Annotated in this window: 25 protein-coding genes; 19 read left to right on the top strand and 6 right to left on the bottom strand. The window is 67.7% G+C overall.

What is annotated here, in order from left to right:
* Window positions 1–25: 25 nt before the first annotated feature.
* Window positions 26–1,000, bottom strand: a complete 975-nt coding sequence (locus tag G341_RS0101215) for a pirin family protein (protein WP_018177279.1) — start codon at window positions 998–1,000, stop codon at window positions 26–28.
* A 162-nt stretch (window positions 1,001–1,162) separates the two neighbouring features.
* Window positions 1,163–1,912, bottom strand: coding sequence for an alpha/beta fold hydrolase (locus G341_RS0101220; RefSeq protein WP_026303107.1), 750 nt, complete (start codon window positions 1,910–1,912; stop codon window positions 1,163–1,165).
* A 66-nt stretch (window positions 1,913–1,978) separates the two neighbouring features.
* On the opposite strand from G341_RS0101220, the gene G341_RS0101225 reads away from it, so the two are divergent.
* From G341_RS0101225 to G341_RS0101240, 4 genes are read left to right on the top strand one after another with little or no spacing between them, the layout of a single operon-like run.
* Window positions 1,979–2,872 carry an alpha/beta fold hydrolase gene (locus tag G341_RS0101225; protein WP_018177281.1) on the top strand — a complete coding sequence of 298 codons (894 nt, stop codon included), beginning with the start codon at window positions 1,979–1,981 and terminating at the stop codon, window positions 2,870–2,872.
* Window positions 2,869–4,197 (top strand): D-inositol-3-phosphate glycosyltransferase, encoded by a 1,329-nt coding sequence (mshA, locus tag G341_RS0101230; RefSeq protein ID WP_026303108.1) that lies wholly within the window; start codon window positions 2,869–2,871, stop codon window positions 4,195–4,197. The genes G341_RS0101225 and mshA overlap by 4 nt, the downstream gene beginning before the upstream one ends.
* Window positions 4,194–4,739 (top strand): type III secretion system chaperone family protein, encoded by a 546-nt coding sequence (locus G341_RS0101235; protein WP_018177283.1) that lies wholly within the window; start codon window positions 4,194–4,196, stop codon window positions 4,737–4,739. Before mshA ends, G341_RS0101235 begins: the two co-directional genes overlap by 4 nt.
* Before the next feature lie 51 nt (window positions 4,740–4,790).
* A complete protein-coding gene (locus G341_RS0101240) occupies window positions 4,791–6,413 on the top strand; it encodes an AMP-binding protein (RefSeq protein WP_026303109.1) in 1,623 nt (540 codons plus the stop codon).
* 57 nt (window positions 6,414–6,470) lie between these two features.
* Here the strand turns inward: G341_RS0101240 and G341_RS0101245 are convergent, their stop codons facing one another.
* Window positions 6,471–7,943 (bottom strand): MFS transporter, encoded by a 1,473-nt coding sequence (locus tag G341_RS0101245; RefSeq protein ID WP_018177285.1) that lies wholly within the window; start codon window positions 7,941–7,943, stop codon window positions 6,471–6,473.
* A gap of 99 nt (window positions 7,944–8,042) precedes the next feature.
* Between G341_RS0101245 and G341_RS0101250 the strand changes: the two genes are divergently transcribed.
* The 4 genes from G341_RS0101250 to G341_RS0101265 all read left to right on the top strand — a co-directional run bounded on the left by G341_RS0101250 (window position 8,043) and on the right by G341_RS0101265 (window position 11,512).
* On the top strand, window positions 8,043–8,786 hold the full coding sequence (locus tag G341_RS0101250; RefSeq protein WP_018177286.1) for a phosphoglyceromutase: 744 nt from the start codon (window positions 8,043–8,045) through the stop codon (window positions 8,784–8,786).
* Window positions 8,787–8,876: 90 nt separating this feature from the next.
* Window positions 8,877–9,221 carry a GNAT family N-acetyltransferase gene (locus G341_RS0101255; protein ID WP_051092560.1) on the top strand — a complete coding sequence of 115 codons (345 nt, stop codon included), beginning with the start codon at window positions 8,877–8,879 and terminating at the stop codon, window positions 9,219–9,221.
* Between the two features lie 220 nt (window positions 9,222–9,441).
* Window positions 9,442–10,788, top strand: coding sequence for a sensor histidine kinase (locus G341_RS0101260; RefSeq protein ID WP_018177288.1), 1,347 nt, complete (start codon window positions 9,442–9,444; stop codon window positions 10,786–10,788).
* Window positions 10,789–10,822: 34 nt separating this feature from the next.
* Window positions 10,823–11,512: a response regulator transcription factor gene (locus G341_RS0101265; RefSeq protein WP_018177289.1), complete on the top strand. Its 690-nt coding sequence runs from the start codon at window positions 10,823–10,825 to the stop codon at window positions 11,510–11,512.
* A gap of 103 nt (window positions 11,513–11,615) precedes the next feature.
* On the opposite strand, the gene G341_RS0101270 is transcribed toward G341_RS0101265, so the two are convergent.
* A complete protein-coding gene (locus tag G341_RS0101270; RefSeq protein ID WP_018177290.1) occupies window positions 11,616–12,467 on the bottom strand; it encodes a DUF3109 family protein in 852 nt (283 codons plus the stop codon).
* A gap of 85 nt (window positions 12,468–12,552) precedes the next feature.
* Between G341_RS0101270 and G341_RS20615 the strand changes: the two genes are divergently transcribed.
* From G341_RS20615 to G341_RS0101315, 9 genes are all read left to right on the top strand, one after another.
* Window positions 12,553–13,581: a Ppx/GppA family phosphatase gene (locus G341_RS20615; protein ID WP_081622379.1), complete on the top strand. Its 1,029-nt coding sequence runs from the start codon at window positions 12,553–12,555 to the stop codon at window positions 13,579–13,581.
* Window positions 13,582–13,630: 49 nt separating this feature from the next.
* Complete coding sequence (locus G341_RS22830; protein ID WP_155826693.1) at window positions 13,631–15,073, top strand: hypothetical protein; 1,443 nt, start codon at window positions 13,631–13,633, stop codon at window positions 15,071–15,073.
* Complete coding sequence (locus G341_RS0101285; RefSeq protein ID WP_018177293.1) at window positions 15,061–15,981, top strand: sugar phosphate isomerase/epimerase family protein; 921 nt, start codon at window positions 15,061–15,063, stop codon at window positions 15,979–15,981. Before G341_RS22830 ends, G341_RS0101285 begins: the two co-directional genes overlap by 13 nt.
* A 17-nt stretch (window positions 15,982–15,998) precedes the next feature.
* The gene (locus G341_RS0101290) at window positions 15,999–16,877 is read left to right on the top strand and encodes a thioesterase family protein (RefSeq protein WP_018177294.1); all 879 of its coding nucleotides are present in this window, start codon (window positions 15,999–16,001) and stop codon (window positions 16,875–16,877) included.
* Window positions 16,878–16,978: 101 nt separating this feature from the next.
* Entirely contained in the window at window positions 16,979–17,797 is an 819-nt protein-coding gene (proC, locus tag G341_RS0101295) for a pyrroline-5-carboxylate reductase (protein WP_018177295.1), read from the top strand.
* Between the two features lie 186 nt (window positions 17,798–17,983).
* Window positions 17,984–18,199 carry a helix-turn-helix domain-containing protein gene (locus G341_RS0101300; protein WP_018177296.1) on the top strand — a complete coding sequence of 72 codons (216 nt, stop codon included), beginning with the start codon at window positions 17,984–17,986 and terminating at the stop codon, window positions 18,197–18,199.
* Window positions 18,200–18,474: 275 nt separating this feature from the next.
* Window positions 18,475–18,576: a 30S ribosomal protein bS22 gene (locus G341_RS23360; RefSeq protein ID WP_003402602.1), complete on the top strand. Its 102-nt coding sequence runs from the start codon at window positions 18,475–18,477 to the stop codon at window positions 18,574–18,576.
* 122 nt (window positions 18,577–18,698) lie between these two features.
* Window positions 18,699–19,748 (top strand): NAD-dependent epimerase/dehydratase family protein, encoded by a 1,050-nt coding sequence (locus G341_RS0101310; protein ID WP_018177297.1) that lies wholly within the window; start codon window positions 18,699–18,701, stop codon window positions 19,746–19,748.
* Window positions 19,749–19,874: 126 nt separating this feature from the next.
* Window positions 19,875–20,996 (top strand): lysophospholipid acyltransferase family protein, encoded by a 1,122-nt coding sequence (locus G341_RS0101315; protein WP_018177298.1) that lies wholly within the window; start codon window positions 19,875–19,877, stop codon window positions 20,994–20,996.
* 113 nt (window positions 20,997–21,109) lie between these two features.
* Here G341_RS0101315 and G341_RS0101320 read toward each other — a convergent pair whose 3' ends face one another.
* Together G341_RS0101320 and G341_RS0101325 are read right to left on the bottom strand one after the other, a co-directional pair.
* A complete protein-coding gene (locus tag G341_RS0101320; RefSeq protein ID WP_018177299.1) occupies window positions 21,110–21,565 on the bottom strand; it encodes a flavodoxin family protein in 456 nt (151 codons plus the stop codon).
* Window positions 21,566–21,628: 63 nt separating this feature from the next.
* The gene (locus G341_RS0101325; RefSeq protein WP_018177300.1) at window positions 21,629–22,822 is read right to left on the bottom strand and encodes an HAD family hydrolase; all 1,194 of its coding nucleotides are present in this window, start codon (window positions 22,820–22,822) and stop codon (window positions 21,629–21,631) included.
* Window positions 22,823–22,980: 158 nt separating this feature from the next.
* On the opposite strand from G341_RS0101325, the gene G341_RS0101330 reads away from it, so the two are divergent.
* Window positions 22,981–23,244, top strand: a complete 264-nt coding sequence (locus tag G341_RS0101330) for a glutaredoxin family protein (protein ID WP_018177301.1) — start codon at window positions 22,981–22,983, stop codon at window positions 23,242–23,244.
* Between the two features lie 69 nt (window positions 23,245–23,313).
* Window positions 23,314–24,075: a redox-sensing transcriptional repressor Rex gene (locus G341_RS20635; RefSeq protein ID WP_018177302.1), complete on the top strand. Its 762-nt coding sequence runs from the start codon at window positions 23,314–23,316 to the stop codon at window positions 24,073–24,075.
* Window positions 24,076–24,174 lie beyond the last annotated feature (99 nt).

Genomic DNA, 24,174 nt, shown 5'->3' on the forward strand with positions numbered 1-24,174 from the left:
TACTCAGTCACGGATGCTTCTGGTGTCAGTTCAACGGGCGATGCGGCATCAACGCGTCGGGCGGGATCTGCCCGAACTTGCCGGCGTTGAAGTCTTCCATCGCCTGCAGCAACTCGGCCTTGGTGTTCATCACGAACGGTCCGTACTGGAAGACCGGCTCGCGAATCGGTTGACCGCCGAGCAGCAGCACTTCCATCGCAGGGCGGTTGGAGTCCTGCGACTCGTCCGCGGCCACCGTGATCCGATCGCCCGGGCCGAGTACGGCGAGCTGGCCCTGGTGGATCGGATGCGCGAGCGGTCCGACCGAGCCGCGTCCGGACAGCACGTAGACCAGCGCGTTGAAGTCGCGGTTCCATGGCAGGTTCAGCCGGGCCCCGGGCTCTATGGTGGCGTGCGCCATGGTGATCGGCGTATGAGTGCTGCCCGGTCCGTGGTGGCCGTCGACGTCGCCGGCGATGATGCGGACCAGCGAGCCGCCGTCGTCGGACGACAGCAGCAACGCGTCGGTGCCCTCGATGGACTGGTACTTCGGGTCGATGAACTTGTCGGCCTTCGGCAGGTTGACCCACAGCTGGATGCCGTGGAAGGTGCCGCCGCTCTCGACCAGTTCCGCCGGCGGCGTCTCGATGTGCAGGATGCCGGAACCGGCGGTCATCCACTGGGTGGCACCGTCGGCGATCAGACCACCGCCGCCGTGCGAATCCTGGTGTGCGAAGCGGCCATCGATCATGTAGGTGACGGTCTCGAAGCCGCGGTGCGGATGCCAGTTGGTGCCGCGCGGTTCGCCCGGCTCGTATTCGACCTCGCCCATCTGGTCCATGTGGACGAAGGGGTCGAGATCGGCGGCGGAGACCCCGGCGAAAGCGCGGACGACGGGAAAGCCTTCGCCCTCGTAGCCGCGGGGGCCGGTGGTGATGGACCGGACCGGGCGCTCGGTGTCGGCCGGGACGGCCGTGCCGATCCGGGGCAGGGTCAGGGTGTCTGCGGTGACGGCGGGCATAGCGTCCTCCTCGTGTCGGAAGTTACACCCAATGTAACCGGACTACGGTCCGAATATTCCTGAACGCTGGAACCATGCGAAATACGGCCCGTCGAGGCGGAGATCTCCTCGACGGGCCGTATGCAACACGATTTCAGCTCGTCAGCGGCGCCTCGGGGCGCGTCAGCGGCGGCCCGGATACAGCGACGACTGCGCCGTGATGCTGCCTGCCGGCTGGTTGGCGATGACGCCGTCACACTTGCCGGCCAGCGAATCGGTGATCGCCTGCCAGACCTCCGGATCGAACGGCTCGGCAGTGTGCTCCAGACCGACATCCGGCAACGGCTGCAAGTCGCGGATCGGGGTGACCCGGCACTGCCGGCCGGTGAGGTGCCCATCGACCCATTCCCGCTCGTTGCGGATGTCGAAGTACTGCGTGGTGCCGGCGGTGTTGATCCCGGCGTTCAGCTGCCTGAGGTACGGAGTTCCGGGGCAGGCTTCGGCGCCGAACTCCTGTCCGCAGGCGCCGGGCGAACCGTACTGGGGAGTGCCGATGGCGATGTACTTGTCGACTACCCGGTTGCCGCCGAGCTGGTCGAGATACCAGCGGGCCGTGAGGCCGCCGATCGAATGCCCGATCAACGAGACCGACGCGCCCGGATGCTGAGCGCGCAGCCGGTTGACTGTCGCGGCGATTCGGGCCGGCTCGCCGCGCAGGTCATGACCCGGCAGATCGAGCACGGTGGTGCGATACCCGAGCGAGTCGAGATGCTGGGCCAGCGGCTGATAGGGCAGCGCGCCGAACGTTTGTCCGGGGACGATGACAACCTGCGGGGCGGGGGCCGACTGTGCCGCGGGCATCGCCGCGGTGGCCACGATCGATGCGCACGCCATCGCGAGCGCTCCACCTGCCAGAATTCTCCGGATCGACATTTGGTTAGCGTAGCCTAACCGTCGTCGCGACGATGCGGGGGCTCGTCCGGTCGATAGGGTGGAATCGTGAGCGGATTCCAGATGCGGTCGGTGACCGGTGGCGATGACTCAGAGATCGCCTACCGCGTGTTCGATTCGCCCGGCGCCGAGGATGCGGCCGGGGGGTCGACGCTCGTATTCATCCACGGGTGGGCGCAGTCCTCCCGAGCCTGGGGCGATGACCTGCTGGCGGGTTTCGCCGCTCGGCGTCGGGTGATCGCGGTCGATCTGCGGGGTCATGGCGCGTCCGAGGTCGCAGCCGCGGACGCGTATACCGCCGAGAATTTCGCCGCCGACCTGCGCGCGGTGCTCGCCGCCGAGGGGGTCGAGGGCGGGGCGGTGCTGATCGGTTGGTCCTATGGCGGCCTGGCGTCCTGCGACTATCTGTCCGTCTACGGGACCGATGTCGTCGACGGGATCGTGCTGGTCGGGGCGATCACCTCGATGGGTCGCGGTCAGGCCGGCGGTGCGGTCGGCCCGGCCATGCAGGCCGCGCTGCCCGAGGCGCTGTCGGAGGAGCCGCGGGTCGCATTCCGGGCGCTCGGCTCGTTCGGGACGGCGATGATCCCGGCCGACCGGCCGGATCTCGGTGCGATGAGTCAGCAGCTCTTCGGCACCTCGCTGGCCACGCCGCCGCTGGTGCGCCGGGCGCTGTTCACGCGTTCGGCGGCGTACGACGAACTCCTTGCGGGGCTCGAGATCCCGGCGCTGATCGTGGTCGGCACGGCCGATCCCGTCGTCGACCCCTCGGTCGCGCAGCACGCGCATTCGCTGCTGCCGCGCAGCGAGCTCTCGGTGTGGGAGGGCGCCGCGCACGCGCCGTTCCTGGAGGATCCGGAGCGCTTCACCCGGGAAGTGGAAACCTTTGTGGCACAGACGGAATCCGCCGAGGCGGCCGTGAATGCGGGGGACGTCCGATGACCCCGCGCGTCCGGCGGGCCGCTGTGATCTCCGTCCACACCAGTCCTCTGGCGCAGCCGGGCACCGGTGACGCGGGCGGCCTGAACGTGTACGTCTGGCAGTCGGCGCTGGAGCTGGCCAAGCGCGGCGTTGAAGTCGAGATCTTCACCCGGGCAACATCATCGGCGGATCAGCCGATCGTCGAGGCAGCTCCCGGGGTCCGGGTGCGCAACATCGTCGCGGGACCGTTCGAGGGCCTGGACAAGCGTGACCTCCCCACGCAGCTCTGCGGTTTCGCGGCCGGCGTGCTGCGCGCGGAGGCGGCGGCGCCGCCGGGCTACTACGACGTGATCCATTCGCACTACTGGTTGTCGGGACAGGTCGGCTGGCTGGCCCGGGACCGGTGGCGGGTGCCGCTGGTGCACACCGCGCACACTCTGGCGGCGGTGAAGAACGCGGCGCTCGCCGAGGACGACGCGCCGGAACCGGCGTCGCGGCAGATCGGTGAGCAGCAGGTGGTCGACGAGGCCGATCGGCTCATCGTGAACACCGAAACTGAGGCGCGACAACTGATTTCGATCCACCATGCCGACCCGGAGCGCATCGACGTGGTGACCCCGGGTGCCGATCTTTCGCAGTACCGTCCGGGCGACCGGATCGCCGCGCGGGCCGATCTCGGGCTGCCGGCCGATGAGATGGTGGTGACCTTTGTCGGCCGCATTCAGCCGCATAAGGCGCCGGATGTGCTGCTGCGCGCCGCGATTCCGCTGCTGCGTGACGGGACGGCCGATGGCCGCCGTGTGCGGTTGCTGGTCGTCGGCGGACCGTCGGGATCGGGGCTGGCGCAGCCGACGGCATTGATGGATCTTGCGGGCGAGGCCGGTGTCGCCGATCGGGTGACATTCCTGCCGCCGCAGCCGCCGGCGCGGCTGGCCACGATCTACCAGGCATCGGATCTGGTGGCGGTGCCGAGCTTCTCGGAAAGCTTCGGGCTGGTGGCGATCGAGGCCCAGGCGAGCGGGGTGCCGGTGCTGGCGGCCCGGGTCGGCGGCTTGCCGGTCGCCGTGCGCGACGGGGTGACGGGGGCGCTGGTCGATGGCCACGACATCGATACGTGGACGGCGGCATTGATCGAGATGCTGTCCGACCGCGATCGGCTCACGCGGATGGGAGTGGCGGCGGTCGCCCACGCGCAGCGATTCTCGTGGTCCGCGACCGCGGATCGGTTGTTGGACAGCTACATCCGGGCCGGGCAGGCATATCGAAAGCTGATGCGTCAGCGCGATGGTCGGGGCAGTCGGTCCTTCGGTACCGGCCGGCTCCGCAGGTTGCGGGTGACCTCATGAGCGAGCGTAGCGAGAGTGACTTGCTGGACATGGTGACGGAGGCGCTCGATGAGCACGAGATCCACTATGAACGGCATGCCTCCGGTGGCCCCGAAACGGTGCTGGTCGTGGAGCTGCCGGGGGAGCGCAAGCTCAAGACCGCGGTCCAGCTGAGTGTGGGGCGCCAGGGCGTGCGTTTCGAGTCGTTCGTCTGCCGACGGCCGGACGAGGACTTCGAGGACGTGTATCGCTATCTGCTGCAACAGAACCGAAAGCTGTACGGCGTCGCGTACACGCTCGACAACGTCGGCGACATCTATCTCGTCGGCCGGTGCTCCACGGAGTCGATGACGCCCGACGAACTGGATCGGTTCCTCGGTCAGATCCTGGAAGCGGTCAACAAGGATTTCAACCCGTTGCTGGAGTTGGGCTTTCACAGCGCGATCCGCAAGGAATGGGCCTGGCGCACCTCGCGCGGCGAATCGCTGAAGAACCTGCGAGCGTTCGAGCACCTGATCGAGAAGTCCGAGGACGAATCGAAATCGGACATCGCCGAAACCTAGGTTGATAGGCTTCGGCGGTCTGTGAACTAAAGCCCCTACGCAGGAGAGTCGATGAGTTTCGCAAGCCCCCACCCACCGGTCGAGATCCCGAATAAGAGCGTGTTCGACGCGCTGTTCGAGGGCATCACGGAGGCCGACCGCGGCAAGATCGCCGCGATCTTCGCGCCGACCGGCGAAGAACTGACCTACGGCGAGCTGATCGACCGAGCCGAGGCGATCGCCGGAGCGCTGGCCGCCCGCGGCATCGGCAAGGGCGACGTGGTCGCGCTCCTGGCCCCGAACCACCCGGCTTTTCTCTGGACGTTCCACGGAATCCTGCGCGCAGGCGCCACCGCGACCACCATCAACGCGCTGTTCACCCCGGCTGAGATCGCCAAGCAGCTCACCGATTCCCAGGCGAAGATGCTCATCACGGTGAGTCCGATGGCGCCGCAGGCGTTGGAGGCGGCGAAGCAGGTCGGCATCGCCGACGATGCCGTCGTCATCCTTGACGGAGAGGGTGCGGCGTCCGGCCATCCGAACGCACTGGACCTGCTCGGCGCGGGCGCCCCGGCACCGGACGTCACCTTCGATCCGGCCGAACATCTTGCCGTGCTGCCGTATTCGTCGGGGACGACCGGTAATCCCAAGGGCGTCATGCTGACTCACCGCAACCTGGTGGCGAATGTGGCGCAGATCGATCCGATCCAGGGCACCACCGCGGACGACAAGGTGATGGCGATCCTGCCGTTCTTCCACATCTACGGCATGACCGTGTTGATGAACTCGTCCCTGCTCAACCGGTCGACGCTGGTGATCATGCCCAAGTTCGACCTGGTGCAGTTCCTCGAATCGATCCAGAACCACCGCGCCACTTTCGCTTTCATCGCGCCACCGGTCGCGGTCGCGCTGGCCAAGCATCCGCTGATCGACCAGTACGACCTGTCGTCGCTGCGGACGATCGTCTCCGGCGCGGCACCGCTCGACCAGGAGCTCGGGCAGGCGGTCGCGAAGCGGCTGAACATCACGATGCTGCAGGGCTTCGGCATGAGCGAGCTCAGCCCGGTCAGCCACATCATCCCCGCCGATGGTGGTGTCGCGATCGCCGGCACCGTGGTGCCGCTGTCGTCGTCCGGGTGGCCGATCGCCAATACCGAGAACAAGCTGGTCGACCCCCAGACCGGGGATGAGATCCCGCTGCCCCCAGCGGGTTCGGGGATCGATGTGCTCAGCGAACCCGGTGAGCTCTGGGTCAAGGGACCCAACGTGATGGCCGGGTATCTGAACAACGCGGAGGCGACCGCCGAGACGCTGGACGCCGACGGCTACCTGCACACCGGCGACATCGCCCAGGCCGACTCGACCGGACTGGTGTACATCGTCGACCGGCTCAAGGAACTGATCAAGTACAAGGGCTATCAGGTGCCGCCGGCAGAATTGGAGGCGTTGCTACTGACGCATCCGAAGATCGCCGATGCCGCAGTGGTCGGCGCGATCGAGGAGGGCACCGGCGAAGAGGTGCCGAAGGCCTTCGTCGTCGCGCAGCCGGGTTCGGAGCTGACGGCCGACGAGGTCATGCAGTTCACCGCGGAACGCGTTGCGCCGCACAAGAAGGTGCGTCAGGTGGCCTTCATCGAGGCCGTGCCCAAGAGTGCCGCCGGCAAGATTCTACGCAAAGAGCTACGCGGCAAGTAGACCGAAATGTGAAGGGGCGGACCGAGAATCTCGGCCCGCCCCCTCCCCGTCTCGTCGTCAGTCGGCCGCTGCGACGGTGACCGGTTCCTCGATCGTCTCGACGACGTTCTCGGACTTGTCATCGCGGGGGATGGCCACGGTGAGAGCCACCGCGATCGCCGCCGCGGCGAAGCCGAGGATGAATACCATCCGGTAGGCGGTCAGGTCGGGGATGTCCTTGCCCGCCAGGTGCACCACCGAACTGGTGAGGACGGTCGCCATCAGCGCCGACGCCACCGACGTGCCGATCGACCGCATCAACGAGTTGAAGCCGTTGGCCGAGCCCATCTCGGAGACCGGCACCGCGCCCATGATGAGCGCGGGCATCGCCGAGTATGCGATGCCGACACCGCCGAACGTGATGATCGCGGCGATCATCAGCTGCCACGGTTCGTGGATCAACGCCAGCGCGGACAGGTAGCCGACGCCGATGACGCTGCAGCCGAGCATCAGCGTGTAGCGCGGGCCGAACCGCCCGATCAGCCGGCTCGACACCGGCGACATCAGCATCATCGTGAGGCCGCCGGGGACCAGCCACCAGCCGGTCATCAGCATCGACTGCCCCATGCCGAAATCGAGGGCACCGGGCACGTGCGGCGTCTGCATCAGCGGCGACGCGGCCAGCTGCAGGCCCATCAGCGAGAATCCGGTGAAGATCGACGCGACGTTGGTCAGCAGCACCTTGCGCTGACCGGCGAGGCGCAGGTTGACCAGCGGGGTCGTCGCGCGGAGTTCGTGGGCGCCCCAGATCAGCAGCACGATGACGCCGCCGATGCCCAGTCCCAGCGTGATGGGCCCGGTCCAGCCCCACGACTTGCCCTTGCTGATCGCCAGCAGCACGCAGATCAGGCCGATCGTCATCAGGATGGTGCCGATGGTGTCGAACGATCCGGGCGTGCGGTGCGCGGACTCGGCGACGAAGATCAGCACGGTCGCGAAGACGATGATGGCGAGCACGGCGCAGACCCAGAACAGCACCTGCCAGTGGAAATGCTCGGGGATATAGGCGGCGATCGGCATGCCGATCGCGCCGCCGACGCCCAGGGTCGCGCTCATGGTGGCGATGGCCCCGGAGACCCGGTGCGGTGGCAGTTCGTCGCGCAGCAGGCTGATGCCGACCGGGATGACGCCGGCGGCGATGCCCTGCAGGGCGCGGCCGACGATCATCGGGCCCAGGCTGTCGAACAGGGCGCAGACCACGGACCCGACGATCATCGAGCCGATGCTGAACAGGATCACCCGGCGCTTGCCGAACATGTCGGCCAGACGTCCGCTGATCGGCACGATCACGGCGGCGGCCAGCAGGGTGGCGGTGACCACCCAGAGCGCGTTCTCCGACGAGGTGTGCAGGTACTCGGGCAGCTTGCCGACGATCGGGACGACCAGCGACATCATGAACGACGCCAGCAGTCCGCAGGAACACAGCACCGAGATGAGGACGGTCGGGTTCGCGTTGCCGACCCGCTTCGAAGAAGTGCTCACTAGTTGCATGCTGCACGCATTTGTTCATCTATACAAATCGGACAGATCGCCGGGCCGGGGCCAACCGCACCGATCACCGCCGCCGCGGACTATGCGAAACTGTCCGCCATGAGCAACGGCACCCTGATCCTCATGCGTCACGGCCAGAGTGAATGGAACGAATCGAACCAGTTCACCGGGTGGGTGGACGTGCCGCTGACCGATCTCGGGCGCACCGAGGCGCAGCGGGCGGGCGAGCTGTTGGTGGAGCACAACGTCCTGCCGGATGTGCTGTACACCTCACTGCTGCTGCGTGCCATCGATACCGCGCAGATCGCGCTCAAGGCGGCCGACCGTCACTGGATCCCGGTCGTGCGCGACTGGCGGCTCAACGAGCGGCACTACGGGCGCCTGCAAGGCCTGGACAAGGCGCAGACCAAGGCCGAGTTCGGCAACGAGCAGTTCATGCTCTGGCGTCGCAGCTATGACACCCCGCCGCCGCCGATCGCCGCCGACGACAAGTACAGCCAGGTCGGCGACCCGCGCTATGCCGGCATCGAGGTGCCGCTGACGGAATGCCTCAAGGACGTGGTCGATCGGCTGATCCCGTACTTCATCGAGACCATCGGCGCGGATCTACGCGCCGACAAGACGGTGCTGGTCGCCGCGCACGGCAACTCGCTGCGGGCGCTGGTCAAGTACCTCGATGAGATCTCCGACGCGGACATCGCCGAGCTGAACATCCCGACCGGCAACCCGCTGGTGTACCGGCTCGACGCCGATCTCAAGCCGGTCGGCAAGGCCGAGTACCTCGATCCGGAGGCGGCAGCGGCGGGTGCCGCGGCGGTTGCGGCACAGGGCGATTCGAAGTAGTCGCCCGTTCGCGTGCTTTGCCACGCTGAATACCATTTTGACCGGTTTATCCGGATGCCACGGCGCTGAGGTCGCGACTACTCTTGTTGCATGAGTGCAGATTCGGCAGCTGGTGTTTCGGGGGCCAGGAAAGATTCCGGCGGCGGGGCGGATCGCGTCGAGGTGGAGCATTCGCCCGCCCGTGAGCGTTATCTGGCGTCGGTGGGCGGCGAGCCGGTCGGCTACGTCGACTATGTCGCCGAACCGGAGCGGATGGTGCTCACCCACACCGTCGTCCATGACCGCTACGCCGGGCGCGGCTATGCCGGGCAGTTGGTCCGCTATGTTCTCGACGACATTCGGGCGTCGGGCAAGAAGGTGGTTCCGGTCTGCTCCTATGTCGTCACCTACATCGAACGGCATCCGGAGTACCAGGATCTCGTCGACGCGAGCTGACCACGGCCTGATTGCGGCCGCCCCTGTGGCGGGCCGCACATTCTTCTCCGGAAACCCGTGAATTCGGCCAATTCGTGGTGAACATCGGCCCAACAAGCCGTCGCTGGCTTGTTACTGCGAACCGGGCTGATCAGACTGCAGGGGTGAACGGTTCACCCGCGATAACGGCAGTCGCCCCGGCAGGCCGGACGCCGTTTACCTATCACAGTAGGATTTCGCTGTGACCGCTGGCATCGTCGTGGCCGCCGTCCTGGTGGCCCTGGTTTGTGGTGGCTGCGTCGGATGGCTCCTGGCGCGCCGCTGGCGCGGGCGCGAGGTGCCGCTGGATCTGAGCGGGCTGGCCGAGGACGCCGTGTCGGCGCGGCGCGCCATCGAGGCCGATGAGGTCGACGAAGAGCGCATGTCGGTCGCGACGCTGCTGAATCTGGTCGTCCGCAGTTCCGAGAACGGGATCGCCGTGGTCGACGCGCTGCGGGACGTCGTGATGTTCAACCCGCGCGCCGCCGACCTCGGCATCGTCCACGGCCGCCTGTTGGACGACCGCGCCTGGGAGTTCGCCAACCAGGCGCTGCGCACCGGTGTCGACGTCTCCTTCGACCTGTCCGCGCCGGCGCCGAGCGCCGGGCTGGTCGCCACCGGCCGCCTCGTCGCCCAGCCGGGTATCGCGACCCGCTGTCTCGCGCGCGTGGTCAGCGGCGGCGACAACGAGCGCTACGTCGTCATCTACGCCCAGGACGACACCGAGAATCTGCGCGTAGAGGCCACCCGCCGCGACTTCGTCGCCAACGTGTCGCACGAGCTGAAGACCCCGGTCGGCGCGATCGGGCTGCTCACCGAGGCGCTGCTCGAATCGGTGGATGATCCGGAATCGGTGCGGCACTTCGGAAAACGAGTGCTGACCGAGTCGAACCGGATGGGCAACATGGTCAACGAGTTGATCGCGTTGTCGCGACTGCAGGGTGCCGAGGGCCTGCCGGATCTCGAGGATGTGGACGTCGACGAGCTGGTCGCCGAGGCCATCGCGCGGGCGCAGGTCGCGGCCGAGGCCGCCGAGATCACCTTGGCGACAGACGATCCCAGCGGCCTGATGGTGCGCGGCGACCGAACGTTGCTGCTCACCGCGCTGAACAACCTGATCACCAACGCGATCGCCTACTCGCCGCCGCGCACCCAGGTGTCCGTGAGCCGGCGCGTGGTGCGGTCGGTGACCGGTCCGATGGTCGCGATAGCCGTCACCGACCGCGGCATCGGTATCGCGCCGAGCCATCAGGCCCGTGTCTTCGAGCGGTTCTTCCGCGTCGACAAGGCGCGTTCGCGGATGACGGGCGGCACCGGCCTGGGACTGGCGATCGTGAAACATGTTGCCGCCAACCACAACGGCGCGATCAATCTGTGGAGTCGGCCGGGCACCGGATCCACCTTCACCCTGACCATCCCGCAGGCCCCGGGCACCCATTCGCCCAGCGTCGAACCCGCGGACGCGGCGGGACCGTCCGTCGCGCCGGCTGCCACGGAGGACCCGCAATCGTCGAAGGATCTGGGCGCCGCCCCGGCGCTCAGCGAATAGAAGGAACAGCGTTGAACAGGAAAGAGCAGGACCGGTGACGCACATACTTATCGTCGAGGACGAGGAATCGTTGGCCGATCCCTTGGCCTTCCTTCTCCGCAAGGAGGGCTTCGAGACGACGGTCGTGACCGATGGCAACACCGCGTTGACCGAGTTCGACCGCGTCGGGCCGGACATCGTCCTGCTGGACCTGATGCTGCCGGGGCAGTCCGGCACCGAGGTATGCAAGGCGATCCGGTCCAAGTCGAGCACCCCGGTCATCATGGTGACAGCCCGCGACAGCGAGATCGACAAGGTCGTCGGACTCGAGCTGGGCGCCGATGACTATGTGACCAAGCCGTATTCGGCCCGTGAGCTGATCGCACGGATCCGGGCGGTGCTGCGCCGCGGGGCCGACTCGGGCGACGACGGCGAGTACGACGACGGCGTGCTCGAGGCCGGCCCGGTGACGATGGATGTGGAGCGCCACATCGTGGCGGTCAACGGCGACGCGATCACCTTGCCGCTCAAGGAGTTCGATCTCCTCGAGTACCTGATGCGCAACACCGGTCGGGTGCTGACCCGCGGCCAGCTGATCGACCGCGTCTGGGGCGCCGACTATGTGGGCGACACCAAGACGCTCGACGTGCACGTCAAACGTCTGCGGTCGAAGATCGAGTCGGATCCGGGCAGCCCCAAGCACCTGGTGACCGTTCGCGGCCTCGGCTACAAGCTCGAGCCGTAGCCGGCGCCAGATGAACGCCTGGCTGCGTTATCGCTCCTACCCGCAAGGGGAAGCGCCTTAGCGGGCAGGAGCGAAACTTGCCACGCGTTCATCTGATCACCGGCTACTCAGCTGGGTGCTGGGCGTACTTGAGATCGCCTTCGCGGCGGGTGGTGGCCTGGGCGGTCGCCGGGTGAATAGCGATGAGCCCCAGCCCGTTTCGCCGCCTGCAGGCGTCGGCCAAGACCTCGTAGGCAGCAGCGCCGATCAGTTCGATCAGCTCGGGCTTGTACGACTCCCAGACCTGCTGGGCGCCGATATGCGCGTCGGGTGATCCGGAGCAGTACCACTTGAGATCCTCGCCGCCGGAACCCCAACCGCGCCGGTCGAATTCGGTGATCGTCGACTTGAGCACCTGGCTGCCGTCGGGGCGTTCCACCCAGTCCTGCTCGCGCCGTACCGGCAGCTGCCAGCAGACCTCGGGCTTGACCGTCAGCGGTTCCAGGCCCTTGCGCAGCGCCATCGAGTGCAGCGCGCAGCCGGCGCCGCCGGCGAAGCCGGGCCGATTCAAGAAGATGCACGCACCCTTGTGGCGTCGCGTCTTCAGGGCGGGCTCGTCGTCCAGCTCGTCCTCTTCGAGATAGCCGCGCTTGCCGAGGGGATCCTTGCCGGAGCCCTTCTCGTAGAACTGCCAGTCGTCGGGCGTGAGCATCGCAACACCCTTGGCCAGCTTCTTGCGGTCGGCTTTGTCCGACAGGAACGCGCCGTGCGTGCAGCAGCCGTCGTTGTCGCGGCCCTCCACGATGCCGCGGCAGGCGGGGGTGCCGAACACGCATGTCCAATGCGACATCAGCCAGGTCAGGTCGGCGCTGATCAGGTGCTCGGAGTCGGTGGGGTCGGTGAACTCGAACCATTCGCGCGGAAAGTCCAGCGGCACCTCCGGCGCGGGTGGGGTGGACGCAGTGACGTCCGTCATGGGTTCTGGGTCTACTGCGGATTCCGGGTTGATCTGCTGGCCTGCCTGCACAACTGAACACGGTAGACGCACTAAGTTGGGTCTTGTGCGTCTAGGAGTCCTCGATGTGGGAAGCAATACCGTTCACCTGTTGGTGGTCGATGCGCATCGGGGCGGTCATCCCACGCCGATGAGTTCCACGAAGTCTGCCCTGCGGCTGGCGGAACAGATCGACCAGGACGGCCGGCTCACCGAACAGGGTGCGCGGCGCCTGATCGACAGCGTCGGTGAATTCACACAGATCGCCAAGAGCAGCGGCTGCGAACAGGTGATGGCCTTCGCCACGTCGGCCGTGCGTGAGGCCGCGAACACCGATGACGTGCTCGCCCGCGTGCATCTCGAGACCGGCGTGGTGGTCACGGTGCTGTCGGGGGAGGACGAGGCGCGGCTGACCTCGCTCGCGGTGCGTCGCTGGTACGGCTGGAGCGCCGGCCGCATCTTGGCGTTCGACATCGGCGGCGGTTCGCTGGAGCTGTCCAACGGTGTCGACGAGGAGCCGGATGTCGCGCTGTCGCTGCCACTCGGCGCGGGCCGGCTGACCCGGGAATGGCTCGCCGAGGATCCGCCCGGCCGCAAACGTATTGCGGTGCTTCGGGATTGGCTGGACGCCGAGTTGGCGTCCGGCGCCAAGGATCTGCTGTCGGCCGGAAAGCCGGATCTGGCGGTGGGATCGTCGAAGACGTTCCGGAGCCTGGCCCGGCTGACCGGCGCCGCGCCGTCGAGCGCCGGCCCCCGGGTGAAGCGGACGCTCACCAGCAGCGGCCTGCGCCAGCTGATCGCCTTCATCTCCCGGATGACTGCCGCCGATCGTGCGGAGCTCGAAGGCGTGAGCGCGGATCGCGCCGGGCAGTTGGTCGCGGGCGCCCTGGTGGCCGAGGCGGCGATGCGCGCGTGCGGCGTGGACACGATGGAGATCTGTCCGTGGGCGCTGCGCGAAGGTGTGATTCTGCGCAGGCTGGACTGGGAATCGGGCGGCACCGACCAATGGGATGGCAGCATGGCCCAACAGATGGCGGTGGGTGGCAAACTGCTCGGCGGCATCGCGTCGGGCGAGGCGATCGAACCGCTGAAGTGATCGACCATGAAATGAAGTCTCGGGGGAGTAAGCGAACAGGCGAAGGACGATGAGCAGACGGCGAAGCGTAGACGACCAGGGCAACGTGAACGACCCGGAGTCGAAGCCGATTTCGGTGGCCGAGCTGATGGCTCGTGCCAAGGAGCACGGCCACGATGCGGCCGAGAGGATCGCCCATAGCGGCCGCCGGCACGGCGGCGGCAAGGATGCGGTCTCGGTTGCCGAGCTGACCGGTGAGATTCCGAAGGTCCGTGACCAGGCCCCGATCGCGCCGCAGCAGCCCACGCCACCTGCGGCCACCCGCGATATCAGCGCCGAGGCGATCGCCGATCGCGCGGCTCCCGGGGACGGCGGCACGGCGTCCCCGCAGGCGTATTCGCAGGCGGCGGGGTCACGCGGCCCCGATCCGCTGTCCGGCCTGAGCGCCGACGAGCGGGAGCGCGAATTCGAGAGGTATCGCAACTTCGAGGACGTCGATCACGACGATCACCCGGTCAAGAAGCGTGGCCTGTTCGGCCGACGTCGGCACAAGGATCATGAGGACACGCATGCCGGCCGTGACGAACCGAAGCCGCAGGCCGCGGCGCCGGCTCCGAAGACCGAGGGCATCGCGACCCCGGTGCCGCCGTCCGTCGTACCGGAGAAGCCGGCGCCCGCCGCGACCGCGGCACCGACCACCTCGGAGCCCATCACCGGCCCGGTGAATCTGCCGCCGACCTGGACGCGGCCGGCAGGCCCTCCGCCGCCGTCGTCGGATCCGACCCCGCCGCGCGCGACCGGGCGGTTCCCGGTGTCCGGCGATCGGCCGTCGACCGGGGCGGGAACCTTCCCGGCGTCGTCGCCGCTCACGGGCGCGACGCGGATGCCGGATACGCCGCCGACCGGGCCGATCGAGTCGGGCCCGGTCAGCGCGCCCACCCCCGATCATGCGGACCGTCCGACCGATGACGTCGACGGCTCGGTGGATGCCGACGCCGATGATCACGGCCACCCGGCCGCTGCCGCCGGGGTCGCCGGGGTCGCTGCCACGGCGGCTGGAGCCGGAGTTGCGGCCGGCTCGTCGGCGACGCGGCGCCGGCGTCGCAAAGCCGGAACGGCCGACAGCGACGAGTCGGGCCGCGCCGCGCTCTGGGACGCCGACGAAGACCACGACGTGAAGTCGGCCGACAAGGAGCCTGCCGATAAGAAGACGGCCGACAAGAAGCCCGCCGACAAGAAGTCGGGCCTGCCGGCGCTGACGTGGGCCGGGCTCGCCGGCCAGATCGTTCTGGGCCTGGTGGTCGGCGTCGGACTGTTCTGGGGCTTCACCGAGCTGTGGAAGTGGAACACCTACTTCGCGCTGGTGCTGACCGTCGTCGTGGTGCTGGCGCTGGTGTCGCTGGTGTACGCCCTGCGCCGGACCAGCGACCTGATCAGCGTGCTGCTCGCTCTCGCCGCCGGACTGATCGTGACGGTGGGCCCGCTGGCGATACTCGGTGAATGGCCGAAATGACGTCGCCGGCCGGCGATTCAGGCGCCGGCGATCCAGAGAGCCGTGATTCGGGCTTGCGGCCGGTGTTGCGTTCGGAGATTCCGATCGGGCTGTCGACGGCCTCGGTGTACCCGCAGAACACGGAGGCCGCCTTCCAATACGCGTCCGAGCTGGGCTACGACGGCGTCGAGCTGATGGTCTGGGCCGACCCGGTCAGCCAGGACATCGGCCACGTGAACTACCTGTCCGAGCGGTATCAGATGCCGGTCCTGTCGGTGCATGCGCCGTGTCTGCTGATCTCGCAACGGGTCTGGGGCCGCGATCCGATCGCCAAGCTGGGGCGTACGGTGCGCGCGGCCGAGGAACTCGGCGCCGCGACGGTGGTCCTGCATCCGCCGTTCCGCTGGCAGCGCAAGTACGTTCGCGACTTCGGGAACATCGTGGGCGACCTCGAGGCCGACAGCGGCATCGCGATCGCGGTCGAGAACATGTTCCCGATGCGGGCCGACCGGTTCTTCGGCAAGTACGACGAGGCCGTCGAACGCATGCGCCAGCGGGGCGGGCCGGGGCCGGGCATCTCGGCATTCGGCACGTCGATCGATCCCACGGACGAGGGGTATTCGCACTACACCCTGGACCTGTCGCACACCGCGACCGCCGGCGCCGATGCGCTGGCGATGCAGGATCGCATGGGCACCGGACTCAATCACCTGCACCTGACCGATGGGTTCGGTGCCGCGGTCGATGAACATCTGGTGCCCGGCGACGGCACGCAGCCCTGCGTCGAGGTATGTAATCGCCTGGCACAGAGTGACTTCACCGGTGCCGCGATCCTGGAGGTGCACACCAGCGCGGCCCGCACCAAGTTGGAGCGGGCGGCGATCCTGGCTCGTGCGCTCGAATTCGCCCGGACTCACCTCGCGCGCTAGCCGATCGGAAGCACAGGATGAACGTACCCATCGAATCGTTGAAAAGCCTTGCACTGAAGGAGGTCTCCGGCGACTCGGCGACGTATGTCGCCGTCATCGACCCGGTGTTCACCATCGGTCCCAAGGTGCACGGCGGGTCGGTGCAGCTGCTGTGCGCGCAGGCGGCGCTCACCGGATTCGCCGACACGGCCGGCGACCCGGCGGCCGCGGAGGGTCTGGCGCCGGTGTCGGTGGCGACGAATTTTCTGTCCGCGCCGGACCCGGCCGAGGTGACGGTGATCGTCACGGTTCGCAAGCGCGGCCGCCGGATCTCGTTGGTGGACGTGGAGGTTCAGCAGAACGGTCGGGTGATGGTCGACACCTCGATCACCCTCGGTGCGTTGGATGCGGGCGCGGGCCATTGGTCGGCCGTCACGCAGGCCGCAAGCACGCTCGCCGATATGCCGATCGAGCCGCCGCCAGGGATCATGTTCGTCCACGAGGGCCCGATGGCGGGCCTGGTCAACTGGTCGGGCGTGATCCACGCCGCCTATGACCCGGAGACGATGAAAGCCGACGGCCGGACCCGCCCGCCTGTGTATCGCTTCTGGATCAAGCCGGCCGACGGCGACCCCGACGATCTGCTCGCGATCTTCGCGTGCGACGCCTCGGCGCCGGTGGTGATCAATCTCGGGCTGGCCGGCTGGGCGCCGACCGTGCAGCTGACGACGTATCTGCGGCGCAGCCCGGCGCCGGGCTGGCTGCGCGTCGAGTCGCGCACCGCCGACGTCGGCGAGGATTGGTTCGACGAGGACCATGTGATCATCGATTCGACGGGACTGGTGGTCGCGCATTCGCGGCAGCTGGCGCTCGTGCCGAAGGGTTTTGCGGATATGGGGCCGGCGGGCTCTTCGTGACGAACCGTTCCGGTGCGACAGTCGATACAGTGCCGGAAGGTTCGGGGAGATGAGCCCGGGCAATCAGTTGCAGACAACACAGGCTTGAGAGAAGGACAGTCATGACGCGCATCGCGGTGATCGGCGGCGGCAAGATCGGTGAGGCGTTGATCGCCGGCTTGGTGGCCGCGGGCCGTCCCGCCAAGGATCTGGTGGTCGCGGAGCGGCATCCGGGCCGCGGCAAGGAGCTGGCCGACGAATACGGGCTGCGGGTGACTGCCGACACCGCGGACGCCGCCGACGGGGTGGATGTCGTCGTGATCGCGGTGAAGCCGGGCGACGTCGGGTCAGTGCTCGGGGACCTGTCCAAGGTCCAGGGCGCGGGCGACCGCCTGATCGTCACGCTCGCGGCAGGGCACCCCGCCTCGTTCTACGAGGGCCTGATGCCGGCCGGTACGCCGGTGGTACGGGTGATGCCGAATACGCCGATGCTGGTCAACGAGGCGATGTGTGCCGTCAGCGCGGGTCGTTTCGCCACGCCGGAGCACGTGACGACCGTCGTCGACATGCTGGCGGTCGTCGGCAAGGTCGTCGAGGTGCCGGAATCGCAGCTGGATGCGGTCACGGCGGTGTCGGGCTCGGGGCCGGCGTACGTGTTCCTGGTGGTAGAGGCCATGGTCGACGCCGGTGTCGGCCTGGGACTCACCCGTCAGCTGGCCACCGAACTCGCTGTCCAAACCGTCCGTGGTGCTGGAGTCTTGATGTCAGATTCAGGGTTGTCCCCGGTCGATCTCCGCGCATCGGTGACCTCTCCGGGTGGGACCACCGCCGAGGCGATCCGGGAGCTCGACTCCAACGGTCTACGCGGTGCGTTCTACCAGGCCATGCGGGCCTGCGCGGCCCGTAGTGCGGAGCTGGGCGCGGCGTCGGCGAAGCCCTGATACGCCGAAATGCGGCGTGTCGCGGCCGTTCGGCATCGGCGTGTCATGAGGAATTTTGGGCAAGTTAGCCCACACACGTCGCATTAACCCCATCCGCCACGCTAAGCTCACCGAAGCACGTGCGTGTCTGGTCCGCCGGAGGGGAAGCCGGCGGCACGACGCGTGCTGTGGAGGTATGAACGTTTCATGGCTGCAAACAAGCCTGCCGTCGGTCCGACCGGCGACGGAAAGCAGTTCTTGACCGTCGCCGAGGTGGCGGCGCTGATGCGCGTGTCGAAGATGACCGTGTACCGGCTGATCAAGAGCGGTGAGCTTCCGGCCGTACAGGTTGGACGCTCGTTCCGAATCCACTCCAAGGCGGTGGACGATTATCTGGAGACCTCGTACTTCTCGGCCGGTTGATGACTCTGCGGTTGCGATGACGATGTCGTCGCGGCTCGCAGGTATCGCCAGGTAGTCCGGGTGCGCGGTGGTTACTTCAGTGCACACGCGGATTTCGTGTTGGCAGGTGCGGGCCGGTAGGGTTGAGCGACCGGGAGTGTGCTGCGCTGTAGCCGGCCCGAGCTCGCCGAAGGTGGCCGATGGTTCCGACCGCCTACCCAGCGGCAACCTGTACGGGGTCGCCGCGTGGCACCCGATAGAACGTCGCCAGACGCAGAACGTAAGGAAGTCCCCGAATGGGTTCAGTGATCAAGAAGCGCCGCAAGCGTATGTCGAAGAAGAAGCACCGCAAGCTGCTTCGTCGCACTCGTGTGCAGCGTCGGAAACTCGGCAAGTAAGCCCGAGCGCACGACTTCGAGAAAGCCCGCCGACATCCGGCGGGCTTTCTCGTCGTCTTTTCCGATGTCCACAGGGCGGGCACTCGGGATGCGCTTTCACTGGGCACCGTTAGGCTGAGCCGGTGAACGCCACCCCCGATACCCCGAAGACCGTGTTGGTCACCGGTGCTTCGACGTTCCTCGGCGGCTATCTGGTGACGCGGCTCGCGCAGAATCCGGCGATCGAGCGGGTGCTTGCGGTCGATTCGCGGCAGCCGTCCAAGGACATGCTGCGGCGGATGGGCCGGGCCGAATTCCTGCGCGTCGACATCCGTCGGCCGACCATCGCCAAGGTGATCGAGCAGTCGCAGGTCGACACGGTGGTGCATGCGGCCACCTCGGTCATGGACACCGCGGCACATTCGCCGGCGATCAAGGAATTCAACGTGATCGGCGCGATGCAGGTGTGTGCCGCCTGCCAGCGCAGCGAGTCGGTGAAACGATTGGTCCTGCGGTCGACGGGCATGGTCTATGGCGCCAGCTCGGCCGATCCGGCCCACTTCTCGGAGGACACCCAGGCCCGGCGGGAGCCCGTCACCGGGTTCGGCCGGGATCTGCTCGACATCGAGGGCTATGCCCGCGGGCTCGGCCGGCGTCGCACCGATATCGCGGTGACGATCGTCCGGCCCGCTGCGATCCTCGGTCCGCAGATCGATACGCGGATGAGTATGTACTTCTCGTCGTCGGTCGTGCCGGTGGTGATCGGTCACGAACCACGGCTGCAGTTCCTGCACGAGGAGGACGCGCTCGCGGCACTGGAGCATGCGACGCTCACCGGTCGGCCCGGAACATTCAACGTCGCCGGCGACGGCGTCGTCACGCTGACGCAGGCGATCCGGCGTTCGGGTCGGGTGGAGCTGCCCGTGCTGGCCGGCATGCTCGGCCCGGTGGCCGGCGTGCTGCGCGGCGTCGGCATGTCCAAGATGCTGGCCGATCAGGCCAACTACCTGACCTACGGTCGGGTGCTCGAAACCACCCGGATGCGCCGGGATCTCGGGTTCATGCCGAAGTACTCCAGCACCGAGACGTTAGATGACTTCATCAAACGTCGGCCGCTCGAACCGGTGGTGTCGGCGGCGACGTGGCGCGGGCTGGAGCAGCGAATCACTGATGCCGCAAGGGTTTTGGCCTAGTCGACGCGAATGCGAACGCATCGCTCGCGGTTGACGAGCATGCATATCGAGTTGGGCAAGTCACATTGGTCTAGGTGTGGTGACATAGCGGGATTGATGGAACGATAGGAACGGGTTGGAGGTGTGATGATGGCACGGGATTCTCGGGCAGGTGGTGCCGCCGACGGTCGCTCGGCGAAGGTGATCCACCTGTACTCGTCGGTCGGCAATGCGGCCAGCGCTCGCGCGACCACTCGGCGCGGCCCCCGACATCCGTCGCAGGGGCATCCCAACACCGACGGTTTCACCGACGAGGTCTCGTCGGTCACGCCGATCAGCGATGACGTGCGCGCCAAGATCGAGTCGGGCGAGGTACTGCTGCCGGGCAACGAGCGCAGCCCGCTGCTGAGCCTCGGCGGTGTTCGGCGCGCGGTCGCCGAATCCGTTATCGGCGCCACCGGATACCTGCGGGAGCGGGTCACCGGCGACTACGAGGTCGACGATTTCGGCTTCGACAAGCATTTCACCGAGTCGGTGTGGTTCCCGGCGCTGCGGGTGCTGTTCGACAAGTGGTTCCGGGTCCAGGTCACCGGTACCGAGCATCTGCCGCTCGAGGGCGGCGCGCTGCTGGTGGCCAATCACGCCGGGTCCCTCCCGATCGATGCGCTGATGACCTCCGTCGCGGTGCACGATCATCACCCCGACGGCCGCTTCCTGCGGATGCTGGCCGCCGACATGGCATTCGAGTCGCCGTTCGTCGGTGAGGTGGCGCGACGCACCGGGTCGACCCTGGCCTGCACCACAGACGCCGAACACCTGCTGCGCTCGGGCGAGCTGACCGGTGTCTGGCCCGAGGGCTACAAGGGCATCGGCAAGCTGTACAAGGAGCGCTACAAGCTGCAGCGCTTCGGCCGCGGCGGCTTCGTCACGACGGCGCTGCGCACCGGTGTGCCGATCATCCCGGTCTCGATCGTCGGTTCCGAAGAGATCTACCCGATGCTGTCCGACCTCAAGCCGCTCGCGCGGATCCTGGGGCTGCCGTACATCCCGATCACGCCGACGTTCCCCCTGCTGGGTCCGCTGGGACTGGTCCCGCTGCCGTCCAAGTGGCACATCCACTTCGGCGAGCCGATCGAGACCTCCAGGTTCGACGCGCAGGCCGCCGACGATCCGATGGTCATCTTCGAGGTCACCGACCAGGTGCGCGAAGAGATCCAGCAGACCCTGTACCGGATGCTGCGGCACCGGTCCGGCGTCTACTTCGGCTAGTGTTGCCGGCGCCGACTGGACGCAACGATCCTCGGCCTCATTCCAACAGTCCTCTGCGTTTCCAACACTGAAACAGTGTTGGAAACGCAGTCGGCTGTTGGAAACAGCGTGGGTTAGGGGAGCTGCAGGGCGAAGCGTCGGGCGGCGTCGAGGTCGGCCTGATTCGGCCGCTGCTTGTTGAGCCCGCCGATCGCCGCCAGCGGCCCCATGGTGTCCAGCCCGCGGCAGGTGAATGTGTCGATGACACGAAACCCCTTGTGTTCGAGACGCTTGCGGAACGACTCGGTGTAGCGGCGCAGCGGCGTCTCGGGCAGCCCGCTGGTGGCGAAGACGAACGCTTCGCGTCCCGCGCCGTCCGCGAGATGGTCCACGAGGTCGATCAGCCGGCGGTCGAAGTTCATCCAGTAGATGCCGGACCCGAATCCGATCCGGTCGGCCGCGGCGATGAGTTCGGGCGTCGCCTGATCCGGCGTGACGACCTGGGCGTCGATCGTCTCGGCGATCGTCTGCGCGATCCGGGTGGTGTTGGCGTGCGGCGATCGAGACGAGCAGATGATCAGCGTTGTCATGGGGCCTCCTGAAGTTGTGATGCTATGACAACGACGATGCGGCAGGCGCGCTCGTGACGGCCGTCAGCGATTCCGCAGATACTTGATGCCCGCGGCGGCACCGCCGCCGGCGGCGCCGAGAGCGAGCGCGGTCGGCACGCCGATCCTGGCTGCCTTGCGTGCCGTCCGGTAGTCGCGGATCTCCCAGCCGCGCACCCGCGCGACCTCGCGCAGATCGGCGTCGGGATTGATCGCGACCGCGGTGCCGCACAGCGACAGCATGGGCACGTCGTTGTGGGAGTCGGAGTATGCGGTGCAGCGCTTGAGGTTCAAGCCCTCGCGAATCGCCAAGGTGCGCACGGCATGTGCCTTGCCCAGGCCGTGCAGGATGTCGCCGACCAGTCGGCCGGTGAAGACGCCGTCCTCGCTCTCGGCGACCGTTCCAAGCGCACCGGTCAGGCCGAGACGCTCCGCGATGGTCTGCGCCAGTTCGACCGGGGTGGCGGTCACCAGCCACACCTGCTGCCCGGCGTCGAGATGCATCTGCGTCAGCGTGCGCGTGCCGGGCCAGATCTTGTCGGCGATGTATTCGTCGTAGATCTCCTCGCCGAGGCGAACAAGTTCTTCGGTCGAGCGACCGGCGATGAATGACAGCGCCTTCTCGCGACCCTGCGCGACGTCGTCCGAGTTCTCCTTGCCGGTGATCCGAAATTTCGCCTGGGCCCAGACGAATTCGAAGATGTCGCCGTAGGAGAAGTAGTCGCGCGCCGCCAGGCCGCGGGCGAAGTGAATGATCGACGCGCCCTGAACGAGGGTGTTGTCGACATCGAAGAACGCGGCGGCGGTCAGGTCCGGCGGCACCTCGGCGGGCTCGCCGGGTTCGTCGGCGATGTCCACCAAGGGCGAAATATGTTCCCGCTCTTGCAGTCTCAGATAAGCCGCCTGCGCGCTGGCCTCGCCGGCGAGCGAGTGCCGCAGTTCGGCGGCCGACTGCCGGAACCGGCCGATCCGCTCGGAGCTGGTGATCTGCTCGGCCAACTGGGTGCGGCGGGAGCTGAGCCAGTTGCTCACCGCGCCCGCGGATTCGTCGTCCTCGCCTTCGATGTCGGACGTATCCGCCTTGTCGGGATCGACGGTCGGCCGGGTGAGCGGCGCATCGGCCGGTGCCCCTGCGTCAGCCGGGGTGTCGTTGTCGCCGGGGATCGAATCGCCGTCGTCGGACGGAAGTCGATCGTGCGGATCGGGCCCTTCGCGACCCGGCCCTTCGGGCTCTGTCACCCGTGCCTCCTGCTTGCCGAGATGAGATCGCCACCAGTCTAAGGTCCGCCGCTGCGGATTCGGGTCGGGTGCGGGCAGTGTCACGTCCGGGCCCCGCCGAATGCGGCATGCCGTCGGGCGTACGCGCCGCCGCGCCGCCGACGCGCCACAATGGACCCATGTCGACGATCACCTTGCTCACCCGGGCCGGCTGCCACGCCTGCGAACGGGCGCATGCCGACCTCGCCGAGCTGGTAGCCAATGCCCCCGCCGGGTCGCCCGCGGTCGAATTCGTCGAGATCGATGTGGATGCGGTGGCCGAGACCGATCCCGAGCTGCGGGCCGAGTACGGCGACCGGCTCCCAGTGGTGCTGCTCGACGGCAACGAGCACAGCTATTGGGACGTGGACGCGCCCCGGCTGCGCCGCGATCTGAACTGGTAGCCGGGCCGCTGGGTCCCCGCACGTCAGACCCGGGTTCGTGAATGAATTCACAAGTCGTTACCGTGAACTATGCGCGCGCAGGCGGAAGGCATCGATGTGCCGGTCGATTCGTCGATCTCCGCTATCCCCGACGCTGCTGCCCGACGCCTCACCCGGTACCTCCACGTCCTGCAGAGCCTGTCCGGAGCGGACCGGTCTCGGCTGTCCAGCTCCGACCTCGCTGAGGCAGCCGGCGTGAACTCGGCGATCCTCCGCAAGGACCTGTCGCATATCGGCGCCGGCGGCGTCCGGGGTGTCGGCTACGACGTGTCGGCGCTTGCCGGGAAGATCGCCATCGCACTCGGGCTGGCGCGCAGCCGGAATGTCGCGCTGGCCGGGGCGGGCAGCCTGGGCCGGGCGATAGCCGAGCACCCGGAGATCGGTCACCGCGGCTTCGCGATCGTCGCGGTTTTCGACGCCAGCCCCGCGCGGGCCGGCGATGTGCTGAGCGGTTCTGCCGGGCCGTTGCCGGTGCGGCCGGTCGCCGAGATCGCCGCCCAATGTCCGGGGCTGCAGGTGGAGATCGGCGTGATCGCCACCGATGACGCAGTGGCGCAGGATGTTTGCGATAAGTTCGTCGCTGCGGGGGTCGGGCTCATACTGAACTTCACGGGCACGACGCTGCATGCGCCGGACGAGGTCGAGGTGCGGCCGGTCGATCTGGCGCTGGAACTGCAGGTGCTCGCCGTCAGCGGCAGCCGGCATGCGGCGGAACGGGCGACCAGGGGTGCGGTCGACAAGGGAACAGACAAGACGACGGGGGCGAAGCGGAAAGTGGGCGCGGCCTCATGAGTGAGCGTCAGCGAGCGAATCATCGAGCACTGGGTGTTTGTGCCTCATGTGCGCACGGAGCGAAGCGAGTACGCGCATGAGTGGGCGTCAGCGAGCGAA

This window comes from Jongsikchunia kroppenstedtii DSM 45133, assembly GCF_000380485.1.
In the GTDB taxonomy this organism is placed as follows: domain Bacteria; phylum Actinomycetota; class Actinomycetes; order Mycobacteriales; family Mycobacteriaceae; genus Jongsikchunia; species Jongsikchunia kroppenstedtii.